This is a genomic window from Neokomagataea anthophila (assembly GCF_018122595.1).
GTDB lineage: Bacteria > Pseudomonadota > Alphaproteobacteria > Acetobacterales > Acetobacteraceae > Gluconobacter > Gluconobacter anthophilus.
On the sequence record NZ_JAGRQH010000001.1, the window covers coordinates 286,682 to 302,196 of the forward strand.

Sequence of the window (15,515 nt, forward strand, 5' to 3'; positions counted from 1 at the left end):
TCTTACTCCGCCTTTCCAGCGGATGCAGCAGGCGCTTCCTGCGGTGACACTTTCGCTCCGGGCTGAATCTTTTGCAGACCACTCGTCACAACACGGTCGCCCTCAGCCAAACCTTGCGTCACCAACCAGTCCGTACCAATGGCACGCGATGTCTCAACAAAGCGCATCGCCACAATATTTTGAGCGTTCACAACCATCACGTAAGGCTTGCCCTTCGCGTCACGCTCAACCGCAACTTGCGGCACCAAAATACCCTTCGGGTCCACACCCTCTTGGATGCTGGCATGCACAAACATACCCGGCATCAACAAACGGTCTGGGTTTGGGAACACAGCACGCATCACCAATGTCCCCGTAGCCGGGTCAACCGTGACTTCGGAGAGTTCCAGCTTACCAACTTGTGGATAAGCCGAGCTATCTTCCAGCTGAAGGTGGACGGCGGCATCACCACCATTGCGCTGCAACTGCCCATTCGCCAATTCACGGCGCAAACGCAGCATATCAGCCGCCGGCAAGTTTACATCGACGTAAATCGGGTCCAACCGCGTCACAACCGCGATAGGCTGTGTCTGATTAGCCGTAACCAATGCGCCCGGCGTATACAATGTACGACCAATGCGACCATCAATCGGCGCTAAGACGCGCGTATAGCGCACATTCACAGCAGCGGATTCAACATTCGCCTTTGCCTGCGCGACCTGAGCATCAGCCTCCCGCGCGGCAGCTAATGTATTGTCATACTCTTGGTCACTAATCGCGTGGGCACGCACCAAAGGCGCATAACGGCGCAACTGACCCTGCGCACGAAATGCCGCTGCCTGAGCATTTTGTAACTGCGCCTTAGCCTGATCATACGCAGCCTGATAGGGCGCCGCATAAATCTGGAACAACTGCTGTCCCGCTTTGATGTCCGTACCCTGCTCAAAGTTACGGGACACAATCACACCGCTCACCTGCGGCCGAATCTCACCTTGTTCAACTGCATCAATGCGGCCCGGTAAAGACGTATCTAACGTCACAGGCTGTGTCTTAACCGTCTGCACAACAACTGGTTGAGGCGGCATTTGCGGCATGGCGGGCTTCTTGTCACATCCCGCCAAAATCAGCGGTACACTCAGGAGTGAAACACCCCCCACAGCACGCAAAACGGACAAACCCGAATCAACAGTTCCCCTCACACATCGTGAAGAATTCTTTTCAAAAGAAAGCATGATACTGAGCCAATCCTGTGATAGAGAAACTTCCTAGTTTCCTTTATTGGGACGGAAACTAGCTGGTTTCCCCCAATCTCGTCAATCAACTTACAGAACCTAAGGAATTAATTTTTTGTCGCGCCCCGTCCCCACACCGTCTGAGCCCACCTCTCCTGACTCTACCCAGCATTGCTGCGGGCGGCGCCACGACGCTATGGACGAGACCACGCGCAGAAACCGTATTTTAGATGCCGCCTGCACAGCCATTTGCCAGCACGGTTATCATGCCGCATCGATGGATAACGTCGCTACATATTCAGGGATGTCTAAGAAGACTCTGTACCATTTTTATCCATCAAAACGCACTCTTTTTGAGGCCGTCATCCTAGAGCGCCTTTTTTCACGAATCGTTTTTACGCCGGACCCCAAAGACAGCGCCGAAGAACAACTGATTCAGTTAACGCTCAAAAGCGCTGAAATTATTCTACACCCTGAAAAAATTAATCTCCTGCGCTCCGTCATCGCCGCCAGTGGACGAAACCCCGAGATTACAGAACGCATCACGCAACTCTTCGAAATGTCCAAAAAGAACTTCCCGATCCAAGATTGGCTCGAAACCCAGGTGCAACAAGGAAAATTAATAATACCCAACGTACACGACGCAGCAGACCAACTCTTTGGCAGTGCCATTGGCGGAACATTACTCGCCCATCTGTGCACATGTAAGCGCCCCCGCACAGGCAAAGACCTCGAAAACTTTATTCGTAGCAGCGTCCATATCTTTATCTCGGCCCATATTCCATCGCCCTAGCCTCACTCTACAGCGTGCCCAGTCACGATACGGAATAAACCTGCGGATGATGTCCTCATCATCACATCACGATAACGGCTCCATAATGCTTCTTGTGTCGTCACGTCCTGTGCGCGTGATGCATCACCTGCCGCATGCAAAACAACGCCTGCTTGCACCTCATCAAACCCTGCAGGAGACGGATTCTCAGCCCCCAACTGCTTCAAACGTGCTGCTTCCGCTGTTCTCCAATCTTTCACGGCTTCCGCAACCTCTGCCAAAAGGGCGGAAGCCTGATGATCCGTATAAGGCTGCAACACAGCTATCGCCTCTACAGGCCGTTTCTGCGCCATCAATAAACGTGCTTTCAGACACGCAAGGTCTGAACTCCCTTCTCCCCCCGGCAAAGCACCAACGGGGGGCACATCTATTTCGGGAAAATGCGCCAAATCACGGGCCGCCATATCCAAATCGCCAATAGCAAGATCTAGCTCTACTAACCTCATCAAACGTTTCTGATGAGCACGAGGATTTTCATCCTCCGTAATACTCTGAAGCACCTCCCGCTCATCGAAAGGTAAGCCCAAGCTTTTATAACGCTCAGCCAATGCTTGGCGAAATGTCCGCTGTGTCTCCACCGGCATTCGGTCACGTTGCGTCAAAATCTGCCGCAGCAGCCCCGCCTCTTCAGCACGTTGCTCAACATTTTCTGGCAATTGTGCACGCATACCATAAGCAATGCGCTGCAATGCTTCTCCATCTTCTCCAGACACAGGAGTATGCTGCCCACGCAGCAACCCCATCAAAGCGTCCCGCATCTGCCCAGCCTGTAACTGAGCCTCCAACAGCATGTGTTGTGCTTCCGAACCGATTCCCGCCATACGGAAACCCGGCATCAACCGATCCAACTGGTGCACGGCCTCTTCCTGAGAGAGTTGTTTGCTCTCCACCCCCTGCTGTAGCTGTAAAAAACGCGCTACAGGCCATATATGAGGGGAAGCACTATGTGCTAGAATATCTAACTCGTGCTTCGCCTGCGGCGCATGTGCCCGCATATCCCGCACAGCATATGCCAACGCCGTATCGGGCGTTTTTGGCACACTATCCAGAGCCTTTTGTGCGGTTACATCGCCATAACGCGCAACCCAAAGCGCTGCCGGCCCCAGCAAAGCGGCCTGCAAAGGCTGTGCATAAGACATTAAGGACGGCAAACCGGCCGCAATCATATACGCTGTTTGCGCCTGCTCTTTTGGATCCTTCAAACGCTCTGGCACTGGCCGTTGACCCAAACGTGGATCCTCAGGCAATGTCCGCATCATGCCACGCCAAAACTGATCTTCTGGCGCTGTACCGCCATCATCCATCAACGCATCATCACGCACCCGCCCCAACAAAACCGAAGAGACCTGCTGCAAACGACGCACATCACTACGGCCAGAGGCCTCAGGCTCATCACGTATGATGGTTTGCAAAACTTGGTCTGTTTGCGCAGCCTGCCCTAATCGGGCCGTACTCTGCGCCAAATGGATACGCGTATTCAAACGCTCCCCGGGAGATGATGCCGAAACCGCAAACCACGCATCACGGACCGCTCCCCGCAATGCTTCTGGCGTCCCCTGCCCTAAGGAGACCCCATTCAACGCTGCCCCCGAATCCGGCAAATCTCTCATAGCAAATAACGGGTCTTCTGCTGGCCCTATGCGATCCAATACAAAGCGCCCGGCCAGATTGCGCAATTCCAACGCATCTTCATCTGCCGCCACCACTAACCCGATCAGACTGGGACGAACAAGATACCCGTCACCTCGCACAATCCGTTCAGAAGACACATGCCCCGCGCGCACCATCCCTACCAGTAAACGTCGGCCGGACAGTGGATCATCAATTTGTACGCTTTCCAAAGCAGCATCTTGCTCTGGTGGAACAAAGCTAAGGCCACTCCCCCAGCGTCCTAAAGACATTTCAGCCTGCACATCCGCTGTTGCAGCCACCACCCAGCCCGCACCTTGCGGCCTCACCCCCACCAACATGCCTTGTGGCAAAGTAAACGTAATAATCGTCACACCCGGAAGAACATGACTGCGCACTGGCGCAAAACCACCCGCTTCAAGACTCCCCAACGTGTCCAAACCATGTTCACCGCCCGCGACAATGACCCCTTGTGTCCCTTCACGAAACATCGCGATGGGCGTGCGCTCGCCTAATGGCAACCACAACCCACTGACCGCAACATCTGCAGAAATGGGCGTTAGACCATCCCCTTTCGTTGTAGCCGCCATCGACCGCCCCTTCCCCACAACAGCCCATCCTGTGGGGAGAGCAGGCAAACCACCTACCGAGGGCGGTACCGCCGCAGCCTGCTCAGACATTGCTGGCACAGGAGGCGCTACTGGCGCCGCCACAACGGGCATTCCTTTCACTTTACGGTGGTGGTGATGCCGATGTTTTACCGAAAGAGCATCTTGAGCCTCAGCGCATGAACCATACAAAGCCCACATCCCCAAAAGCACGGCTCCTACGCGCTTCATCCGTTATGCCCTGTCAATGGCACAGGCTGGTTATGTGTATTCGCCAAAATTTGCGTCGCCAAAATCGCTCGCTGAGGGGACATCACTTCTAAAATTGCAGACGCTTTCCGCGGTGTCATACGACTTAAAAGCCCGACACCAATACGCAAATCCATAATGTTGAAAATCGCCGCCGCATCCACTGGGCTCATCGCCTCGTAAATCTTCACCAAACGATCAGCATCTTGATCCACCAAACGTGCAGTTTGTTGACGGCTCGCATCCAAACGACTACGCGCATCATCCAACGCCGCCATCTTTTTTTGCAACTCTTCTTCCGCTGCTTCAATCACAGCTTGCCGGTCGGTTAGCGCGCGCTCACGACGGTCCAGTGCTTTTTCACGCTCCGCCAAAGATGCCTTCAAAACAGGGTCCAGTGGCGCAGAAAAAGATACACCCCCTGTACACCCTCCCCCTGCACAACCATTCTGCACAGCGACGGTTTTTTCATCATGGCGAAGAGCATGCGGTAGCACTGGCGCTGACGTCACACTCCCTTCCGGCGCCGCCTCTGCACTCACCCCAACGGCAACAGGAAATGAATCCAAACCCATCCAGCGAGAGGCCAAATCATAAGCCATCACACCCATTAACAACATCATCACCGTGCTAGCACAGTACAATAAGCGCAGAAGCATTACCCGTTACCCCTGCTTTTGCCGCAATGCGCGAAGCAACTCACGCTCCGCAGCACTTTTACCTAAACCGCCCGTTGCATCAGTTACAGTCGCTACCGCTGGAGCACTCCGTACTCGACTTGCCGTATTGACTGGTTTCTCCTGTCCACGCCGCTGAAAAACACTCCCCTCCAACTGCTCCGCCAGTGCTTCAGACCGCTCACACAGCATCATTAAATCCTGCTTCAGCACCTGCCCCGCTTCCACGGTCTTACTTAATGCTCGCCCCACGCCTTCACTGGAACTTTGCAATTGATCAATGCCTTTTTGCGCATCATCACCATACTGCCGAAGCTGGGCCACCATCATATCTAGATCTGTACGATCCCGCCGCAATGCTCTCAACGAGCGTCCCAAATGCAAACATACAAATAAAGTGATTAGCAGCATCAAAAGAAGAGCTACCTCGAGGGAGGTCTGAAATAAATCCATTATTTTTATACCACTCTATACATAGTTTTTATTATGTATTTTTGCATCTCGACCAATGAAAACATCTTCTATGCAAATCGCTATGTTCCCTTGCTTCTTACCCACTCGCCCTTGAAACAAGGTTTTATCACCACAACGAAGGCGTACTTTCCCTTCCGGGTTGCGGCGAATAATCAACTGATCTCCGGGAGATAAAGAAACAATATCGTTCAAGGACATAACCTGCTCTTCAAGCACTGCATCAAACGTAATATCGGTTTGCCAGAGTTCTTGAGCTAAATGATTTTCCCAAATACCATCATGACCAAATTTTTCACCCATAAATTGCTGCAAAAGAATATCACGAACAGGCTCCAGCGTGGCGTGAGGCAAAATCAGATCAATATCGCCCCCCTGCCCATCCATATCGATACCGAACCGCGCCATCACCACGCCATTCGCTGCCCGTGAAATAGTCGCGAAGCGCGGATTAAGCTCCAAACGTTCAAAACGAAAATTCACTGCACAAAGCGGACTAAAACTAGTCGAAAGATCGTTCAAAATCATCCGGACCAATGGCTCAACCAAAGAGCGTTCAATAGCCGTATGATGCCGCCCCTCCTGCCGGTCTGCTGCCTGAGCCGCCCCCGGTGACTGGCCACGATCCCGCCCCCCCATAAGAGAGTCCACAACACTGTAAACCAGTGACGAACTTAGAACGAGAATACCGTAGCCATCCCACTCCTCAGCCTTAAAAACCACGAAGGTCGATCGCGGAGAAACATTGTCCAAATAATCGCCAAAACGCTGAGACCCCAGACGATCCATCGAGAGTTCAACATTATCACTCGTGAAGTTCCGTAAGCTGGTCGTAAAAATCCGAAGAAGACGGTCAAACACCACCTCCAACATCGGCAAGCGTTCATAGGACACATGAGATGAGCTGATCAGACGGGTCAGTCCTGTTTCGTCCCGTTCATCACCTTGAAACGAAGCGTCCCCGCCAAATAAACTATCAATTTCAGCTTGATTCAGAATGCGCCCATCATTCTCTTCTTCATCATCGCCAAAATTAAAGTCATCAAGCGATACCGCATTACGCGGCACCGGCATCCCATCCTCGTCCTGAGCAATGGGGAGTTCTGCCTCTTGATCGGTCACTGAACCAGAACCTCCACAAAGAAGAGATCCTTCACTGGGATCGGTGCTAAAATATTTTCAATTTGCACCAACATCGTTTCGCGCAGACGATAAATCCCAACACCTTCCATCTCATCTGGTCGCATACCGTGAAGACATGTCTGGAAAGCATCCTGAATTTGCGGCATCAGAAGGGCCATCTTCGCAGCATCCGGTGCCCCTTCCGTCTGGACACGTGCTGTGATTTTAACATAACGCGCCCGGCCATCACCCGTATCAAGATTAGACACAACCGTGGGAATAGACAGAATGGTTAAGGCTGGCTTTTTTACTTCTCGCGCAGGCGGTGGCTGATGCATTTTCTGAAAACCAACAACTCCAAGCACGCCCAGCAGCACAGCCAGACCAACGCCCGCCAGCATAAGTTTGCGCTTTTTGCCCGACATACCGGCCTTATCTTTCATGTCTGGAGCTGTCGTCACCGCTTGCTCACCCTTCCTCTTCACAGGTGCATACCATGTGCAGAAAAGGTTAATTTTAGGTATACAGCCCCTCCTATACGGGCATCATATGCTTGGCTTTTTCTACCTCTACTCCTCACCAACTGCGCCAGCCACCGCTCTGCCTATGACCGCTACAGCATGGCCAACCCTACTTACCGTGCCCCCGGCACAGCAGCCGACCCATGGGGACCCTATATTCGTGAAGCCTCTCAGCACTCTTCGGTCCCAGAAAGTTGGGTCCGCGCCGTCATGCACCAAGAATCCGGCGGGCATGAGTATTTAGACGGCCAACCCATCACCTCAAGCTCCGGCGCGATGGGCCTCATGCAACTGATGCCCCAAACCTATGCAGACATGCAGGACCGTTTAAACCTCGGTTCAGACCCCTATGACCCACATGACAATATCGCCGCAGGCACAGAATACATCGCCATTCTTTCACGCAAATATGGCTCACCCGCCTTCCTTGCCGCTTATAATGCCGGTCCCCAACGGCTAGAAGCCTATCTCAACCAATCCCGCCCTCTACCGCACGAAACCGTGGCTTATATCGCCGCAATCAGCCCCCATCTGAGTGATGCCCCACCCGCCGCCGCGGATATCGCCACCACCACACCGCAAAACTCTTCTTCCGTCAGTGCAGCATGGGCAAAACGGGCATACGCACCCGCTCCTCCCACACAAACCGACACAGCCAACCTCCCTGCCCCAGTCTCTGCTGTGCCATGTGATCCCAACGCCGCCTATGACACGACAGATAACTGCACGTCACCAACAACTACGCTTGCTCCACCGACACCCACCCTCAGCAACACAACAACCAACTCTTTCTCCAACCCCGCAGAACCCACCATTCCAACGCCAGTACAACCACACATCACCCAACAGCCTCCACCTCCCGCCATCTCTCATTACGGTGCATGGAGTATCCAAGTCGGCGCATTTAACAGCGTAGGACAGGCCCGCTTTGCTGCAACTATGGCCCGACAAGCAGCCTTTTCTACACTGCAATCCACACAAACCACCGTTCAAGCCGTCAACATTAACGGCCGCACCCTCTGGCGCTCCCGCCTATCCGGACTTGATGCCCATAGCGCCGCAGCCGCCTGCCACCAGCTCACCGCCCAGAATCTGGCCTGCATTCCTAAAGAGCCTGGACAGTAACTTTCCCACCCATTGAGAGGTCCCTAAGAACACAATTCATAAAAAAAAACGTGAAATAGGTTCTTTTTTTGATCGTACACCACGCATCATGAGATCATTTCGGCTATGGTTCATGCGCTAGAAGCATATCAGCCAAGCATTAACGACTGGAAAACAGCCCAAATGCGCTCTACCGCCCTATGTGTTCACAGCAGGATGAACAAATGACGTCTAACCCCGTTCCGCCGATTCATGCACAGCCCGATACGACCACAAGCGAAGAAGGCTACCACAAGGACTTGGGCGGTCGTCACATCCAGATGATTGCCATTGGTGGCGCCATCGGTACCGGCCTCTTCTTGGGTGCAGGGTCTCGCCTTCAAATTGCAGGCCCCTCTCTTGCCATCGCTTACGCTGTTTGCGGCGCTTTCTGCTTTTTGATTCTCCGTGCCTTGGGTGAATTGGTCATGTACCGCCCAACAAGCGGCAGTTTCGTTACCTATGCCCGCGAGTTTCTCGGAGAAAAAGCCGCCTACGTATCAGGCTGGCTCTCATTCCTAAACTGGGCCACGACCGGCATCGTCGATATTACAGCCATTGCTCTCTATATGCATTATTGGGCTGTCTTTTCTGCCGTTCCTCAATGGGTCTTTGCGCTTGGTGCCCTCGCTATCGTCGGGACCATGAACATGATTGGTGTAAAATATTTTGGTGAGATGGAGTTTTGGTTCTCCCTCATCAAAGTCGTCGCACTCGTCATTTTCTTAATCATCGGCATTGTTGTTCTCGGCAGCCGCCACCCTATTGCTGGCCAAGATACAGGCCTGCACCTCATCACTAGCAATGGTGGACTGTTCCCGCACGGCCTCATCCCCGCATTAATGCTCATGCAAGGCGTGGTTTTCGCCTATTCAGCCATTGAGTTGATCGGTACCGCCGCAGGTGAATGCAAGGATGCACGCAGCGTACTGCCGAAAGCCGTTAATAGCGTTATCTGGCGGATCGGCCTTTTTTATGTTGGTTCTGTCGTTTTGCTCGTCTGCTTGCTTCCTTGGACCGCTTATCACGCTGGCGTCAGTCCCTTCGTGACATTCTTCCAAAAGCTCGGCATCCCCGGCATCGGCACCATCATGAATATCGTGGTGCTCTCTGCCGCGCTGTCTAGCTTTAACTCTGGCCTCTATTCCACAGGCCGTATTCTACGCGCCCTTGCTCTTGGTGGTTCAGCCCCAAAAGCCTTCGCGCGTATGAATAAGAGCTCAGTCCCTTATTTCAGCATTCTCGCCACATTATGCGTCTATCTCGTCGGCGTCGTACTCAACTACTTCATCCCGTCTCAGGTTTTTGAGATCGTTCTAAACCTTGCTGCCATCGGTATCATCGGCACATGGGCCAGCATCCTGCTCTCACACATGCGCCTCCGTGCTGCCATCAAGAAAGGTACAATTGCACCTACAGGCTTCGCTATGCCGGGTGCGCCCATCACGAACTGGGCTACTCTTGGTTTTCTTGGGTTTGTCGTGGTGATGATGGCATTTGACTATCCATCTGGCACATACACCGTCGCCAGCATTCCACTGATTGCGCTGCTCTTAGCCGCCGGTTGGTGGGTGATCAAACGCTCCCGCACACAATAAGCGCTAGAGTCCCTCTAGATATCTGTCAGTTCAGCTTCATCTGAACTGACAGAGATAGACGGCCCCGGTACCCTCTCTACAACCGCATCACCGACAAGCGGCGGCAGCCAAACAAGACAAGAAGTCCCTTGGTTAGGAGCACTCGCCATGTGCATCCGCCCTTGGTGCCGATCAATAATATGCCGCACGATGGACAGCCCAAGACCAGAGCCCTGCGTGCGCCCTACCTGTCCAGCATCCACCACACGATAAAAACGCTCTGCCAAACGTGGCAAATGATGAGCTTCCATACCACGCCCGTCATCTTTCACACTCAAAACAACCCCGCCCTCAGTGGGCCAACGATCATCCTGCTCCGCAGCGCGGCGCGCCATTAACGTTACCGTCAAAAGTTTATCGTCATACTTTCCATAACGCAGCGCATTTTCAATGAGGTTCAGCATAACCTGAACAAGCTCATCTTCATCCGCATGGATGAATAAATCATCCTCAATATCAAATTTCAGCGCATAACCTTCCCCCTCAAAACGGGGGGCAACCTCATCCAAAACCAACGCCATAAGGTCAGAGACCTCTACAATATTTTGAGGCTTCTGATGCTCATGCGCTTGCACCCGAGACAAATAAAGCAGCCTGTCAATCAAGCGCTTCATACGCGCCGATTGCTGCGCCATAACATCAAGAAACTGCTGACGAACTGCCTCGTCCGTGCTTGCACCACCATTGCGCAAAGCATCAATAAAACCGCTCAATGACGCTAAGGGCGTACGCAACTCGTGACTCGCATGTGCCACAAAATCGATCCGCATACGGTCTAACGCGTGCGCCTCACTCCGATCGGTCAAAAGCACCAAAATGCGATCGTTTAAACGCTTTGCTCCCGGAATGCGCCGCAATGCGACAAACATTGTGCGCTTAATTGGGACATCCAACGTAAATGTCGTCGAACACACGGGAGGGGCACCATCTTGCACCAATGCCTCCGCACGCAGCGCTGCGGACAGCGCTCCACGCGCAGCAGGATGGCGCAAAATTGCCCCAATACTATCTCCAAACTGAGAGACGGCTTCTTGATTCGCTTGAAGCAACGCGCCCAACGTATCCAACAAAAGAACCGACCCTGGGAAACCATCAATCGGCAATTCCGGCGGCTCTACATAATGCTCAGCTATCGCACTATCTTGCTGTTCTATGAGACGCTTGCGCGCATAACGCAAACGACTCAACGCAGAAAATGCCACTCCCCAACCAACTGCTGTTGCGGGAACAAGTAAAGCAATTCCAAGCCACAGCGGGTCACCACTGCTGAGAGCAAGAGACAACCCGTGCGGTTTCACTTAATCAAGCACCTTCTTGTGCAACAGGTCCATCATCCAACGCATAACCTGCAGCACGTACCGTACGTACCAAGTCCGCTTCATTAGGCCCGTTGATCGCCTTCCGAAGACGTCGAATATGCACATCAATCGTACGTATCTCGACGTGGATATTCTGCCCCCAGATCCGCCTCAGCAAATCTTCCCGGGAAAAGACCTTACGCGGGTTACGAATCAATAAGTCCAACAAACGATACTCTGTTGGCCCCAAAGACAACAAACGCCCGCCACGCTCCACACGGTGCGTTTCCGGGTCCAACGTAATGTCGGCAAAGGTCAGTACGTCATACGATGACTGATGGCGGCGCAGCAACGCACGTAAGCGGGCATCCAACGTATCAATACTACACGGCTTGATCAGATAATCATCCGCACCAGTATCTAGCCCGCGAATAGCATCTTGCTCTTCAGAACGCGCCGTAAGCAACAACACCGGCAAGTCACGCAACGCCGGATTGCTACGAATCCGTCGGCACAGATCCAACCCCGACAAACCGGGAAGCATCCAATCCAGTACCGCCGCATCAGGGCGAGACGTCGTTAAAAACTCCAATGCACTTTCTGCATCAGATGCCATCTCAACACGATACCCTCTTTGTTCAAGGTTATACCGCATCATCAAAGAGAGTGCCGGGTCATCCTCAACAACAAGAATGAGCCCTTTGGCACGAAGAGCTGTTGAGCCACTCACCGGTCGGTTGCATCCGTAATGTTTTCTGTGCTTGCAATTCCACCACGCGGGCGAACTGCCGGAAGATTTTCGCCCGTCACTGCGTAAAAAACACGCTCCGCGATATTGGTCGCATGATCACCAATACGCTCCAGATTCTTCGCAATAAACAAAAGCTCTGTGCACGAACGAATATTCCGCGGATCTTCCATCATATACGTCACAAGTTCACGGAAGAGCGCCGTATAGTACTCATCAACAGCACGGTCTGAATGCCAGACTTCCATCGCACGGCTCGAGTCTTGCTGCGTAATAGCATCAATAGAACGACGCAGATTGTCCTGCACCAAACGCCCCATTGAACGCAGACCCGTAAGAGTAATCTGCTCACTTGTGCTACGAATCCGCAATGAACGACGTGCGATAGAAGACGCATAATCGCCAATACGTTCCAGATCCCCTGTAATTTTCAGCGTGGCAACAATCTCACGCAGATCGCTCGCCATGGGGCTCCGAAGAGCTAAAAGGCGAATAGCGAGCGCCTCAACATCACGCTCCAACGCATCCACTTCTGGATCTTGTTGCGTCGCGCCACTTGCAGCTTCTTCATTCTGATCCGCAATCGCGGACAGAGCCAGCGCCACCTGATTCTCTACAATGCCACCCATCTGTGACACCATCGAACGAAGCTGCCCGAGCTCTTGCTCATAGCTTTTAACGATATGGGACCTGTCAACCATGATGATTATCCAAACCTTCCGGTAATGTAATCTTGCGTCTGTTGCTGGCGTGGGTTGGTAAAGATCCGATCCGCCGTATCAACTTCAACCAGACGCCCCATATAAAAGAATGCCACCTGATCAGCGCAACGTGCAGCCTGCTGCATATTGTGCGTCACAATAACGATTGTGAACTCTTCCTTAAGCTCGTCCAGAAGTTCTTCAATACGCGCCGTCGAAATAGGGTCCAGCGCAGATGTGGGTTCATCCAACAACAACACTTCAGGGCGTGTGGCAATAGAGCGCGCAATACACAAACGTTGCTGCTGCCCACCTGACAGACCACTGGCAGGCGCGTGCAAACGGTCACGCACTTCACCCCACAAAGCCACGCGCGTCAGAACATCCTGTACGCGTTCATCCATCTGTGCACGTGTCAAACGCTCATGAAGACGTACACCAAAAGCGATGTTGTCATAAATCGACATTGGGAAAGGCGTCGGTTTTTGAAACACCATCCCAATACGGGCGCGCATGATGTTCAAATCAATCCCATTTTCGAGGAGATTGCGACCATCAAACATGACCTCACCCTCGGCACGCTGGCCAGGGTACAAATCATACATGCGATTAAAAATCCGTAGCAGCGTTGACTTACCACACCCACTTGGACCGATCATCGCTGTTACCTTGCGAGCCGGAAAGTCAATATTTACGTCATGCAACGCGTGATGCTGCCCGTAAAAAAAGTTCAGGTTACGAACCGTAAGAGCATTTTGCGGAGCGGCCTGTTGCTGAGTGTCTGTCATGTCAGAATCCTGTTCAATTATCCGCGGCGTGCTGAAATACGGACAGCAATGTTAATGGCAAGCACACCCAACGTGACCAAGAGCGCCCCCGCCCATGCGAGTTGCACCCAGTCATCATAAGATGCACCGGCATACTGATAAATCGTGACGGGAAGACTCGCCATTGGCTTATCTAAGCTCAAAGACCAATTCTGGTTACCCAGAGACGTAAACAATAGCGGTGCCGTTTCACCGCTAACACGCGCCAGAGCCAAAAGAATACCGGTTGTCACACCCGTCTTAGCCGCACGCAAGCAAAGGAAAACCGTTACGCGCCACCGTGGCGCACCTAAAGCCGCTCCGGCTTCACGCATGGCCACAGGCACCAAACGCAGCATATCTTCGGTCGTACGCACGATAATCGGCACAGCCAAAATAGCCAGCGCCACTGAACCCGCCAGGCCCGAGAAATGTCCAAATGGAGCCACTAAAATCTGATAGACAAAAAGGCCCACCAGAATAGAAGGAACCGACATCAACACATCGGAAATAAACCGTACGCAAGATGCAAAACGATTCAACTTGGAACCATATTCCGCAAGATAAATGCCACACCCTAAGCCGAGCGGAGTAGCAATCAACAGCCCCATAAATGTCTGGATTACACTACCGATAATCGCATTCGCCAAACCACCACCCGAGCCCGGTGCACCCATCGGTTTTACCAAGGCGGCAACAGACAATCCTGCCAGACCGTTAGACAGCAAAGTCCAGAGAATAGAAGCAAGCACCAGCACCAAAATGCCAGATGCTACCATCCCAAACAACGTTGCCAGCATATCAAAGCGGCGACGACGCGCTGCACGAGGGTTTGGCGCCCAACCGTCAGACTTCAACATCACGTCACTCATTTTGTATCTCCACGGAGCGTACGCGCCAGAGCCAAACTTACGAATGACAACAACATCAAAATAAATCCTAACGCCAGAAGCGACGATAAACGTACAGACCCTGCCGGGCTTTCAGGAAATTGGAGCGCAATCAAAGAAGCAACCGTGCTGCGCGGCGCGAATAAAGACCAACCAACATCTGTGACATTACCAATCACAAAAGTTACCGCCATGGTCTCACCCAAAGCACGTCCCATACCCAAAACCGCAGCACCAATGATCCCTGAGCGCGACCACGGCACAACAATCTTACGCATCACATCCCAACGTGTCGCGCCAAGACCATACGCACTCTCACGCAACATCGGCGGCACTGCACTAAAAACATCACGCATCACAGCAGTCATAAACGGCGCGATCATTACCGCCAAAACAAGACCTGCTGTTAACAATCCAGTCCCAAACGGTGCGCCATGAATAAGCGGTGCTAAAATAGGCGTATGGCGGAAATGATGCGTTAAAAAGGGCTGAATATGCCGTGCGACGAACGGAACAATTGTAAAAAATCCCCACATACCAAAGATGATAGAAGGAACAGCTGCAAGCAATTGCACCGCCATACCGATCACGGAAGCCACGCGTGGCGAAGCGATAGCCGTTAACCAAAATGCCGTACCAAAAGCCAAAGGTATTGCAATCACAACGCCGATGAGCGTGCTGATAATCGTACCAAAAAGTGGAGCCCACGCACCATATTCATTCGTGACGGGATTCCACACATTATGGAATGCAAACTGCAAACCAAAAATATGAAAGGCTTCTCGCCCGCCATATCCCATCAACAGAACCAACCCACCCAACGCAAGCAGCACCACAAGGGCACTCCCACCGACGAGCAAGTGAAAAAAACTATCTGTCCAGCCCGATTTTTTCTCTTCTTTTTCAAAAGAAGAAGGAGAAGTCTCGGTCTGCCTAGTAGGGGCAAGGGTCATGCTGGTTAGGCTCTAACAT

15 protein-coding genes are annotated in these 15,515 nt (G+C 52.6%); 3 read left to right on the forward strand and 12 right to left on the reverse strand.

What is annotated here, in order from left to right:
- Positions 1-2: 2 nt before the first annotated feature.
- Positions 3-1,178 carry an efflux RND transporter periplasmic adaptor subunit gene (locus tag KB213_RS01260; protein ID WP_346266643.1) on the reverse strand — a complete coding sequence of 392 codons (1,176 nt, stop codon included), beginning with the start codon at positions 1,176-1,178 and terminating at the stop codon, positions 3-5.
- Positions 1,179-1,407: 229 nt separating this feature from the next.
- On the opposite strand from KB213_RS01260, the gene KB213_RS01265 reads away from it, so the two are divergent.
- Complete coding sequence (locus tag KB213_RS01265; RefSeq protein WP_211680158.1) at positions 1,408-2,004, forward strand: TetR/AcrR family transcriptional regulator; 597 nt, start codon at positions 1,408-1,410, stop codon at positions 2,002-2,004.
- 2 nt (positions 2,005-2,006) lie between these two features.
- Here the strand turns inward: KB213_RS01265 and KB213_RS01270 are convergent, their stop codons facing one another.
- Genes KB213_RS01270 through KB213_RS01290 form a run of 5 tightly spaced genes read right to left on the reverse strand, consistent with a single transcriptional unit; the run spans position 2,007 to position 7,284 of the window.
- Entirely contained in the window at positions 2,007-4,511 is a 2,505-nt protein-coding gene (locus tag KB213_RS01270) for a hypothetical protein (RefSeq protein WP_211680160.1), read from the reverse strand.
- Positions 4,508-5,188 carry a MotE family protein gene (locus KB213_RS01275; RefSeq protein WP_211680162.1) on the reverse strand — a complete coding sequence of 227 codons (681 nt, stop codon included), beginning with the start codon at positions 5,186-5,188 and terminating at the stop codon, positions 4,508-4,510. The genes KB213_RS01270 and KB213_RS01275 overlap by 4 nt, the downstream gene beginning before the upstream one ends.
- Before the next feature lie 6 nt (positions 5,189-5,194).
- Positions 5,195-5,659 (reverse strand): DUF6468 domain-containing protein, encoded by a 465-nt coding sequence (locus KB213_RS01280; protein ID WP_211680163.1) that lies wholly within the window; start codon positions 5,657-5,659, stop codon positions 5,195-5,197.
- Between the two features lie 15 nt (positions 5,660-5,674).
- Complete coding sequence (gene fliM / locus KB213_RS01285) at positions 5,675-6,799, reverse strand: flagellar motor switch protein FliM (RefSeq protein ID WP_346266644.1); 1,125 nt, start codon at positions 6,797-6,799, stop codon at positions 5,675-5,677.
- Positions 6,796-7,284, reverse strand: coding sequence for a flagellar basal body-associated FliL family protein (locus KB213_RS01290; RefSeq protein WP_346266645.1), 489 nt, complete (start codon positions 7,282-7,284; stop codon positions 6,796-6,798). Before KB213_RS01290 ends, fliM begins: the two co-directional genes overlap by 4 nt.
- A 135-nt stretch (positions 7,285-7,419) precedes the next feature.
- Between KB213_RS01290 and KB213_RS01295 the strand changes: the two genes are divergently transcribed.
- Complete coding sequence (locus KB213_RS01295; RefSeq protein ID WP_211680165.1) at positions 7,420-8,445, forward strand: lytic transglycosylase domain-containing protein; 1,026 nt, start codon at positions 7,420-7,422, stop codon at positions 8,443-8,445.
- A gap of 203 nt (positions 8,446-8,648) precedes the next feature.
- Complete coding sequence (locus KB213_RS01300; protein WP_211680167.1) at positions 8,649-10,061, forward strand: amino acid permease; 1,413 nt, start codon at positions 8,649-8,651, stop codon at positions 10,059-10,061.
- A gap of 14 nt (positions 10,062-10,075) precedes the next feature.
- Here the strand turns inward: KB213_RS01300 and KB213_RS01305 are convergent, their stop codons facing one another.
- Genes KB213_RS01305 through pstC form a run of 6 tightly spaced genes read right to left on the reverse strand, consistent with a single transcriptional unit; the run spans position 10,076 to position 15,496 of the window.
- Positions 10,076-11,398 carry a sensor histidine kinase gene (locus KB213_RS01305; protein WP_346266646.1) on the reverse strand — a complete coding sequence of 441 codons (1,323 nt, stop codon included), beginning with the start codon at positions 11,396-11,398 and terminating at the stop codon, positions 10,076-10,078.
- A gap of 4 nt (positions 11,399-11,402) precedes the next feature.
- On the reverse strand, positions 11,403-12,128 hold the full coding sequence (locus KB213_RS01310; protein ID WP_211680169.1) for a response regulator: 726 nt from the start codon (positions 12,126-12,128) through the stop codon (positions 11,403-11,405).
- The gene (phoU, locus tag KB213_RS01315) at positions 12,125-12,847 is read right to left on the reverse strand and encodes a phosphate signaling complex protein PhoU (protein ID WP_211680171.1); all 723 of its coding nucleotides are present in this window, start codon (positions 12,845-12,847) and stop codon (positions 12,125-12,127) included. The genes KB213_RS01310 and phoU overlap by 4 nt, the downstream gene beginning before the upstream one ends.
- Before the next feature lie 5 nt (positions 12,848-12,852).
- Positions 12,853-13,635: a phosphate ABC transporter ATP-binding protein PstB gene (gene pstB, locus KB213_RS01320; RefSeq protein ID WP_211680172.1), complete on the reverse strand. Its 783-nt coding sequence runs from the start codon at positions 13,633-13,635 to the stop codon at positions 12,853-12,855.
- Positions 13,636-13,652: 17 nt separating this feature from the next.
- The gene (gene pstA / locus KB213_RS01325) at positions 13,653-14,525 is read right to left on the reverse strand and encodes a phosphate ABC transporter permease PstA (RefSeq protein ID WP_211680174.1); all 873 of its coding nucleotides are present in this window, start codon (positions 14,523-14,525) and stop codon (positions 13,653-13,655) included.
- Complete coding sequence (pstC, locus tag KB213_RS01330; RefSeq protein ID WP_211680176.1) at positions 14,522-15,496, reverse strand: phosphate ABC transporter permease subunit PstC; 975 nt, start codon at positions 15,494-15,496, stop codon at positions 14,522-14,524. The genes pstA and pstC overlap by 4 nt, the downstream gene beginning before the upstream one ends.
- Between the last annotated feature and the right edge of the window lie 19 nt (positions 15,497-15,515).

What these genes read in the sequence shown, in the direction of transcription:
- KB213_RS01265 (WP_211680158.1), top strand. Translation starts at nt 1,408, where the DNA reads ATGGACGAGACCACGCGCAGAAACCGTATTTTAGATGCCGCCTGCACA.
- KB213_RS01270 (WP_211680160.1), bottom strand. Translation starts at nt 4,511, where the DNA reads ATGAAGCGCGTAGGAGCCGTGCTTTTGGGGATGTGGGCTTTGTATGGT.
- KB213_RS01275 (WP_211680162.1), bottom strand. Translation starts at nt 5,188, where the DNA reads ATGCTTCTGCGCTTATTGTACTGTGCTAGCACGGTGATGATGTTGTTA.
- KB213_RS01280 (WP_211680163.1), bottom strand. Translation starts at nt 5,659, where the DNA reads ATGGATTTATTTCAGACCTCCCTCGAGGTAGCTCTTCTTTTGATGCTG.
- KB213_RS01295 (WP_211680165.1), top strand. Translation starts at nt 7,420, where the DNA reads ATGGCCAACCCTACTTACCGTGCCCCCGGCACAGCAGCCGACCCATGG.
- KB213_RS01300 (WP_211680167.1), top strand. Translation starts at nt 8,649, where the DNA reads ATGACGTCTAACCCCGTTCCGCCGATTCATGCACAGCCCGATACGACC.
- phoU (WP_211680171.1), bottom strand. Translation starts at nt 12,847, where the DNA reads ATGGTTGACAGGTCCCATATCGTTAAAAGCTATGAGCAAGAGCTCGGG.
- pstB (WP_211680172.1), bottom strand. Translation starts at nt 13,635, where the DNA reads ATGACAGACACTCAGCAACAGGCCGCTCCGCAAAATGCTCTTACGGTT.
- pstA (WP_211680174.1), bottom strand. Translation starts at nt 14,525, where the DNA reads ATGAGTGACGTGATGTTGAAGTCTGACGGTTGGGCGCCAAACCCTCGT.
- pstC (WP_211680176.1), bottom strand. Translation starts at nt 15,496, where the DNA reads ATGACCCTTGCCCCTACTAGGCAGACCGAGACTTCTCCTTCTTCTTTT.